The organism is Xenorhabdus sp. KJ12.1, assembly GCF_963876495.1.
In the GTDB taxonomy this organism is placed as follows: Bacteria; Pseudomonadota; Gammaproteobacteria; order Enterobacterales; family Enterobacteriaceae; genus Xenorhabdus; species Xenorhabdus stockiae.
This window is the reverse complement of record NZ_CAWNQH010000106.1, coordinates 1-6,617: the sequence shown is the minus strand read 5'-3', so window position 1 is coordinate 6,617 and position 6,617 is coordinate 1. Positions and strand designations below refer to the sequence as shown.

Here is a 6,617-nt window from a genome sequence, read left to right as displayed (position 1 = left end):
TTCTAAATTATACATGCCTGAGGATCTCCACGATTTTGTTTTCTTTAGCAAAAACTTTGATCGTGCCTCAGGCACTTTAGTTCCCTTCTTAAGCGAAGCCCAGGTTAATAACGCTGGAGAAATCCTAAAAAGAGAGGCAGAAAAGGTGACATCGGTGCCAAAGGGAATACAGCAGAGTCAGAAATGCGAAAGATGATCTGCGCAAAAGCAGGATGAAAGCCAAGTAAAATAAACATCGGCACAAAGATAGGCGCAAGAATCGACCAAATGGCTGAACCACTCGCAATAAACATGCACAAAAAGGAAGATAAAAACATCAGTCCGATAAAAGCAGGCGCGCCAGTCAGCCCCAGAGTTTCCAGCAAGCCAGTGATGCCAATGGCCATAAATTTCCCCATATGGCTCCAATTAAAGAAAGCAACAAACTGAGCCAAAGGGAAAACCATCACAATAAAACCCGCCATGCTTTTCATCGGGTCAACGAGTAACTCAGGAATATCGTTAGGTGTTTTTATTTGTTTGGTAAAAACACCATATGTAATGGAGACTACAAAGAAAAACAGAATAATCAGTGGCACAATCCCTTTTATAAAAGGTGACGGAAGGACTGATCCCGTCAGTGGATCCCGCAACAACGCATTTTCAGGAACCACCATCAGCCCAACAATACCGATGAAAATCAGGGCCGACAATCCGGTCATTAACAACCCACGGTTTTGTTGTGGCGTGAGTTTTTCCTCGTTATTTCCTTCCCAGGCAGGTAAACGCGGCTCATTAAACTTATCCGTCAGAATTGCTCCCGTAATTGTCAGTACAATCACGGATGTTGCCATAAAATACCAATTATCAATGACACTGACATGCAGGTTAGGATCAAACATTTTAGCCGCTTCCGTGCTGATGCCAGACAGCAGAACATCAGTTGTGACAATCAAGATATTTGCCGTAAATCCTGATCCTACCCCCGCAATTGCAGCCAGTAATCCTGCCACTGGATGCCTCCCAACGGCAATAAACATCAGTGCTCCCAACGGAGGCATCACAACAAGTGCAGCATCCGACGAAATATGGCTAAAAAAGGCGATAAACAACACCATATAACTGGCATAACGTTTATTGATACCCGCCGCCATTTTATACATCAGAGCTCTTAACAAACCGACTTTGTCAGCCAGACCGGCACCAATGACCAGCGCCAGAATAGCTCCGAGAGGGGTAAAACTACTGAAATTTTTTACAATATTAGGCAGAATCCATTGTATTCCCTCAGCACTGAGTAAATTTTTAACCCTGACCATTTCTCCATCTATCGGGTTTTTTACCGCCAAATCAAACCAAGATAAAATAGCAGTCGCAATCATTAACACGGCAATCAGATAGATAAATAAAACAAAAGGATTCGGAATTTTATTTCCTACTTTTTCAATCCATCCCAAAATATATCCCGGACTCTTATTTACAGATAGAGAGGCCTGATTCATAGTTTTTCCTCTTCATTTGCTGACATTGTTATGTTGTATGCGGTTATGGCTGGATGCAGGTTTGCCTTGAACAGACAAGCCTAATAAGCGTTATTGGTGACGCTCGGCGTCAAAATCAGGTAGGTTAATGGTGATTGTTGCCAGTGTTTTCACTGCAATTGCCAGTACATCTTCATTAAAATCAAACTGACCATGATGATGGCCTGCACTAAGTTCAGTACCGAAAATAAGGTAAGAAGCCAGACCTCCGTTTGCTTTAACCCGCTCCATAAAATAAGTTGCATCTTCTGAGCCCACGGATTGACGACCGCTTTTAACAACAGATGAAAGTTCAGGAACATGCTGTTGAGCCTGCTGATAAATAAAATCGACCCATGCCGGACTGGGTTTACTGCTTTGCGCTGCCCCCATTAGCTCGATTTCATACTCCACATTCTGCATTTTTGCTGCGCCTTCGATAACACCAAGGGCATGACCGTAGATAAATTCGTTGATTTCATTCGTTTCACCACGGGTTTCCACTTTCATTAATGCGTAGTCAGGAATAACATTACGGCCGGTACCAGCCTGTAATACGCCAACATTAATACGCGAAATACCTTTGCTGTGATGAGAAATGGCATGCAGTCCTACAGTAGCCTGAGCCGCAGCCAACAAAGCATTTTTTCCTTCTTCTGGCTTTCCGCCCGCATGAGAAGCCGCCCCGCGATAAGTGACATCAATTTTGGTCGTCGCCAGAAAACTATCTTTACCACAAACTAATTCTCCCATAGGTATACCGAGACCAATATGGATGGCGATAAAAAAATCAACATCATCAACAACCCCGGCCTCGACCATTGATTTTGCCCCTCTTGTCCCTTCTTCTGCCGGCTGAAATATCAGTTTGATTTTTCCTGTGAGCCGATTTTCATATTGTTTCAATATACGCGCGAGTCCGAGCCCGATAGCTGTGTGACCATCATGGCCGCAGGCATGCATCATATGCGCATTACAGGAATAAAAATCTTCAGCATAAGGGCGATGAACATGGGTCTGATCTTCATTCAAATCAAGTGCATCCATATCAACCCGGAATGCCAGTGTCGGACCTGCTTTTCCGGTATCCAGTGTTGCGACAATGCCAGTAAAACCACCGGAAAAATGTGGTAACCATTCCACCTTCGCACCCTGTTGGATGGCACGCTGTTCTTGTTCCTGTAATGCCTGTACTGAAGGTAGCCCCATTCTCGCATCGGCTTTAATCACCTCCTTCCCCATTTTCAGGCTATAACCTAACCTGTGTAGCTCATCAGCAACAAGGGTCGCGGTTCTGAATTCAAACCAGCCTGACTCAGCGAAATGGTGAAAATCACGACGCCAGTTTTGTAGTTGTCCGGCAATTTGCCGAATAGATTCATTCAATAAAGTTTGCATATGCCTATCCCTTTTAGTTATCACATCAGTAGTTTGTTTTTAATTAATGTAGACAAGAGGCGCTGCTTAAATGAGATACAATTAACTTCATCTATATAACTAATAGTTATCGCAAAAGAGAAAATAGTGATGCCAATAAAACTCAATCAGTTACGGGCTTTTGTTGAAATTAGCCGCTATGGCAGTATTCGAGCAGCAAGCCGATCCTTGTCACTTTCGCAACCTGCTTTGACAAAATCCGTTCGTGAATTGGAAGATTCACTGGGGGCAAAATTATTTATACGCAGTAATCAGGGCATTCATTTAACGGAGTGCGGGCAAAGTTTTTTATTACGTGCCAGCTTGATACTTGAAGAGTTGAGAATTGCTCAAGAAGATATTCAGCAACGTATTGGATTACTCGGTGGTGTCATCAATATTGGCGTTGCTGGCTGTATTGTCCGCACAATCATGCCAAAAATCATTACACAATTTCATCGCAATTACCCCACCGTCAAATTGCGTATTGTTGAAGGGCAGTTATTGGCTATGTTACCCCAACTCAGACAAGGTGAACTGGATTTCTCTGTGAATACCTATTATCCCGAGAATACAGATGCAGACCTCAGCTTTGAGAGGTTGATGGAAAAAGAGTACAAAGTGATTGTGCGTAAAGGGCACCCCAAACAGCATGCGACCTCTCTAGAAGAGCTATCTGATTGCAACTGGACCATGCCAACACCAAAAGGTACCTATTATCGCAGTTTATTCGAAAGGCTTTCATTAATGGAGAAGCCTCCTGTCTTCAGCGTCACGTGCGAAACATTGATGTCTTGCATGAGCCTCGTTGCCAAAAGTGATTTTGTGACCATCGTCGCTGTCGATTTAGCAGATGATGTACTGTTTCATCAGCAATTTGTCGCCTTAGACCTTAAAGAACAGCTTCCATTAGCCATGTTTTGTCTGATCCGTCGTAAAGATACCAATTTAACCCCCGCCGGAGAGCATTTAGCCAGACTGTTTCGGATGTATTGCCGTGATTGACCGCCTGACATGCATCCTGCTGCTAGCCAATAACCACAATGCCGAGCTGTTCCATGATTTCAGCAACCTGAGAGGATTCTAGTTTAACCCCCTGAAAATCCACTCGCCGTATATCAATTTCACCCAAAATAGAATTGGTTAAATCACAATGAGTAAAGTTTGCTGCATACCAGTCAAAAGCTGTAAATTCCCCACCAGACAGATCTGAGCCACTGAACGTTGCCCCTAAAATATGAGTACCATGCCATCGGTTTTCCCATAGTTCACATTTTTCGAGTACCACATCAGACAAATTTGCATAGCTTAAGTTACTTTTGGTGATATAGGCTGAACAAAACCGAATTGTGGGACTTACGATATTCATAAAACTCACACCACGAAAATCAGCGCCTTGCAACCGACATCCACAAATTTCTATCCCCAGTGCATTGGCATATCTGAAATCCACCATCGATAAGTCACAATTTTTAAAACTGGCATCTTTCAAAATAGCGTGTTTAAAATTACAGCTCAGCTGATTTTTGGATTCATAAAATAAGCAATCAATAAACTGGCTGTCTGTTAAATCAGCATATGAGAAATCACAATTAAAAAAATGCGTATTTTTAACCACCTGACCACGAAATTGATCTTTTTCAATCCGTTTTTCCCGGAAATGGATTACTTGCATAACACCTCCTATTTATTAACCAATTTCAAGTGGGCAATCACGACAATTCCCTACTCCCGGTAATTTATTCCGTTGGCAACAACAGCGACGCTGTATAATATTATTTCTTAATATCACTGTACGATATAATGGATTATCTCTGCCATCAGGTAATTTTGCTTCAAAGAAAAGATTATTGACCAATATTTGATATTGTTCATCACTCACTCTTTCTTTGAAGTTACTTAAATACCAATACATCACATAACCAATATTATTCCATAGCAAACGCCCATTAATCCCTTTATAAGATTCAATTTTTTCACAGACCGGAATAATATGGCGATCCAATAAAGCATAATAGCGGTCCAGTAAAGATATAGGCTCATCCATCCAGGTTAATTGATAGTAAACCATATTAGGCCGGCCGCTTTCATGAAATTCAACCTGAAAAAGATTATAATCAGCATCTGCTGCTTGAGGGTATTCCAGCAATATTAGCATCAGCGGCGGAACAACTATGCCAAAATACCACTGCGCCCATAAAGAATAAAGCCCTTTACTATTCGGCTTCTGATCACTCTTTGCATAATATTCATTCTGGTAACGTTGCATTAATGGTAAAAATTCTTTTTCATTCGACCATTGATGAAATACCATGCTGCCTTCTGGAATATTTTCCGCATTCACTTTCATCGATGAATTAAAATGGCTGAATGCGCTGTCGAATAAACCAACAATATTATTAACATCTATTTCTGACGTTATCTGAGTCATTCTACACCCTTCCATTATATCTCGGAATAATTAATGGCTTATCGGATTCTGGATCACGGATAATTCGGCATGCCAGACCAAATACATCGGCAATACTCTGCTCTGTGATGATTTCTTCAGGCTTTCCTTCCGCATAAATATGACCATTCTTCATCATGATCAACCGTGTAGCATAGCGCAGGGCTAAATTAATATCGTGTAAAACCAATACCAATGTTTTTCCCTGCTGATGTAAGCGTTGGCATAAATCAAGCATTTCAATCTGATGGGAAATATCCAGATAAGTCGTCGGCTCATCCAGTAGGATAATCGGCGTTTGCTGTGCCAGTGTCATAGCAAACCATGCACGCTGACGCTGACCTCCTGAGAGTTCGCTGACAAATTTTTCCGATATATCCCATAAATCGACAGCCTGTAAGGATTCTCTGACAACGCGTTCATCTGTTTCTGACCATTGCCGCAGGAAAGTCTGATAAGCATAGCGACCGCGGGAAACAAGGTCATAAATCGTCAACGCTTCCGTCACTATTGCCCCTTGGGTTAACAGTGACAACTCACGTGCAACCGCTTTTGGCTTATAACGATGGATATTTATTCCATCAAGTTGAATTTCACCATGTTGTGGCTGCATACTTCGGCTAATTGCCCGCAACAACGTCGATTTCCCACACCCATTAGGGCCAATAATAACGCTGAATTCGTTATCGTGGATTGCAAGGTTAATATCTTCAATAATCGTTTTTTTACCGTATGCCAGTGAAAGACTCTGGGCTTTAAGCCGCGAAGTCACTACTGAGGAATTGACGTCCGATGGCATTATTGTGTTCTCCTTAATTCGGCATACAGTAAATACATCAAGTAAATTCCCCCAATCACCGCAGTCACTAAAGAGACACGCTTTATAGAGTGACAATTTATATAAGCCAGAATATCGCTCTCCAATTCCGGATATTAACTGTGGTTCATCAATGATGTTTTTATTTTAGCGAATGATAATTAAAATTATTATCATTAACAACCATGTTACTGCAAAGGTTTTATACATAACGCATTTCAGGATAAATTACGGCAACCGGGAATGATTGGGATAAGCAGCCTTAGCTAGCAAAAGAGACAACTCAAAAGACGAAGGAAATGGGTAAAGATAGGCTCGAAGATATAACATAACCTGAGCTTCGCTTAAGAAGGGAACTAAAGTGCCTGAGGCACGATCAAAGTTTTTGCTAAAGAAAACAAAATCGTGGAGATCCTCAGGCATGTATAATTTAGAA

7 protein-coding genes are annotated in these 6,617 nt (G+C 41.8%); 1 reads left to right on the top strand and 6 read right to left on the bottom strand.

The annotated features are described in order from the left end of the window. Positions 1–104: 104 nt before the first annotated feature. Together AACS92_RS18680 and AACS92_RS18675 are read right to left on the bottom strand one after the other, a co-directional pair. Entirely contained in the window at positions 105–1,481 is a 1,377-nt protein-coding gene (locus tag AACS92_RS18680) for an AbgT family transporter (RefSeq protein WP_099111925.1), read from the bottom strand. A 90-nt stretch (positions 1,482–1,571) separates the two neighbouring features. Further along, positions 1,572–2,897 carry a M20 family metallo-hydrolase gene (locus tag AACS92_RS18675; protein ID WP_099111924.1) on the bottom strand — a complete coding sequence of 442 codons (1,326 nt, stop codon included), beginning with the start codon at positions 2,895–2,897 and terminating at the stop codon, positions 1,572–1,574. 129 nt (positions 2,898–3,026) lie between these two features. Between AACS92_RS18675 and AACS92_RS18670 the strand changes: the two genes are divergently transcribed. Next, positions 3,027–3,920: a LysR family transcriptional regulator gene (locus AACS92_RS18670; protein WP_169926609.1), complete on the top strand. Its 894-nt coding sequence runs from the start codon at positions 3,027–3,029 to the stop codon at positions 3,918–3,920. A 22-nt stretch (positions 3,921–3,942) separates the two neighbouring features. On the opposite strand, the gene AACS92_RS18665 is transcribed toward AACS92_RS18670, so the two are convergent. The 4 genes from AACS92_RS18665 to AACS92_RS18650 form a co-directional block, all read right to left on the bottom strand. Beyond that, positions 3,943–4,590, bottom strand: coding sequence for a Qnr family pentapeptide repeat protein (locus AACS92_RS18665; RefSeq protein WP_099111922.1), 648 nt, complete (start codon positions 4,588–4,590; stop codon positions 3,943–3,945). 15 nt (positions 4,591–4,605) lie between these two features. Continuing rightward, positions 4,606–5,346, bottom strand: a complete 741-nt coding sequence (gene fhuF, locus AACS92_RS18660) for a siderophore-iron reductase FhuF (RefSeq protein WP_241538039.1) — start codon at positions 5,344–5,346, stop codon at positions 4,606–4,608. A 1-nt stretch (position 5,347) separates the two neighbouring features. Further along, entirely contained in the window at positions 5,348–6,163 is an 816-nt protein-coding gene (locus AACS92_RS18655; protein WP_099111920.1) for an ABC transporter ATP-binding protein, read from the bottom strand. A gap of 246 nt (positions 6,164–6,409) precedes the next feature. Continuing rightward, positions 6,410–6,617, bottom strand: a 208-nt coding sequence (locus AACS92_RS18650) for a hypothetical protein (protein WP_206602270.1), incomplete at its 5' end; no start/stop codon positions are given.